The sequence below is a fragment of the Paraliobacillus quinghaiensis genome (assembly GCF_003426025.1).
In the GTDB taxonomy this organism is placed as follows: Bacteria; Bacillota; Bacilli; order Bacillales; family Amphibacillaceae; genus Paraliobacillus_A; species Paraliobacillus_A quinghaiensis.
In genome coordinates this window covers 1-1353 of the sequence record NZ_QJSH01000063.1, presented here as the reverse complement: position 1 = coordinate 1353, position 1353 = coordinate 1, and the positions used below count along the sequence as shown (strand labels likewise).

Genomic DNA, 1353 nt, shown 5'->3' with positions numbered 1-1353 from the left:
GCAGGAATACCTTTACCATCAATTTCAGCTTTTAACATTTTAGAGATACAAGCTAAAACCCTACGGTCATTTATACCAATGTTCCATAGCTGCTTAATTAATAGAGTATGGTTTATGTTATCGAAAAACCCTTTGATATCTATATCAACGACATAGTGTAGAGACGATTTATTTATAAGAAATTGTACTCTTGCCATCGCATGATGTGTAGACCTCAGTGGTCTAAAACCGTAACTATGCTTATAAAATCTCGCATCTGCAATAGGTTCGAGAACTTGCCTAAAACATTGCTGAATAATTCTATCTATTATGCAAGGTATTCCAAGCGGTCTTAACTTACCATTTTCTTTTTCAATAAGCTTCCTTCTTACCTTTTTGGGATGATAATGCTTCAATTTGTTTCTAATTTCTTCGACAAGTGCATTATCAGATAGCTTTTGAATATCCTTTATGGTTTTTCCATCAGTACCAGGAGTGTTAGAACCTTTATTAGACTTTACTGTCCGATAGGACAGTAATATATTTTCTCTAGATGTTATAATATCGTACAGTTGTGAAAAAGGCTTTTGTTCGGATGATTCATTAAATAATTTCGTAAATGTTTCGGTCATGCCGTAGTAATCCCAATACCTTAAAGCTTGCACTGTGGCATCACTCCTTTTAGAGTTGATGTTCCCACGTTCATACCCGATCGGTGCAATACACTTTTGGAAAATAATTGTTCTATGTTCTTAGACTTGGGGCTATTCTTCCACTCTCATTACAAGAGTTTCATCAGTCATGCCCCTACCCTCACAAGGATAAATGAATTTCGTTTTATTTTATAGCAACCGTTTGGGATGACAGTCCCTGTTGCAACGTTCCTTGTTTTCCAAGTCCCTTATAACCTAGCTATCGGTTCTAGACGTAGGTGTAACCTGTAAGCCTGTGAGCTGGATACCGCCCCTTGTTCGGTATAGCGTGTTTCATAGGGAGCATTCTTACTCTACACCACTCACACCATCGTTGGATGGTCCATAAGTTTCCTTATGTTCTAAACTTTAGACCCTTACCTTCGGTTATTCGTCAGTTCTTTTGCAGTAGAACGATTCTCACCATATCTAGTTTTTCAGCCGTGCGGCATATCCGTTGGCATACCTTTTCCGAAGGAATGGCTTCAGCCTTCGTTCTGCCGAATCTACCTGTACTTCAAACCCCTTGACCTGTCAGCCAAGACGCATGCAGGAGTATTGACGGAATGGTTTCAAGAAACATGGATCTATCATTCCCATTCTCAGTTATAAAGTTAAGATAAATATGTTTATCTTCTGCCTTTCACACTTGAAGCGCTTATAGCAGAACTTGTCGAGCGGC

1 protein-coding gene is annotated in these 1353 nt (G+C 38.8%); it reads right to left on the bottom strand.

Going from position 1 to position 1353, the window contains the following annotated elements; all coding sequences use genetic code 11:
* Window positions 1-644: reverse transcriptase domain-containing protein (locus D2K40_RS16235; protein WP_240324915.1), on the bottom strand; the 644-nt coding region annotated here is incomplete at its 3' end.
* Window positions 645-1353: the final 709 nt, after the last annotated feature.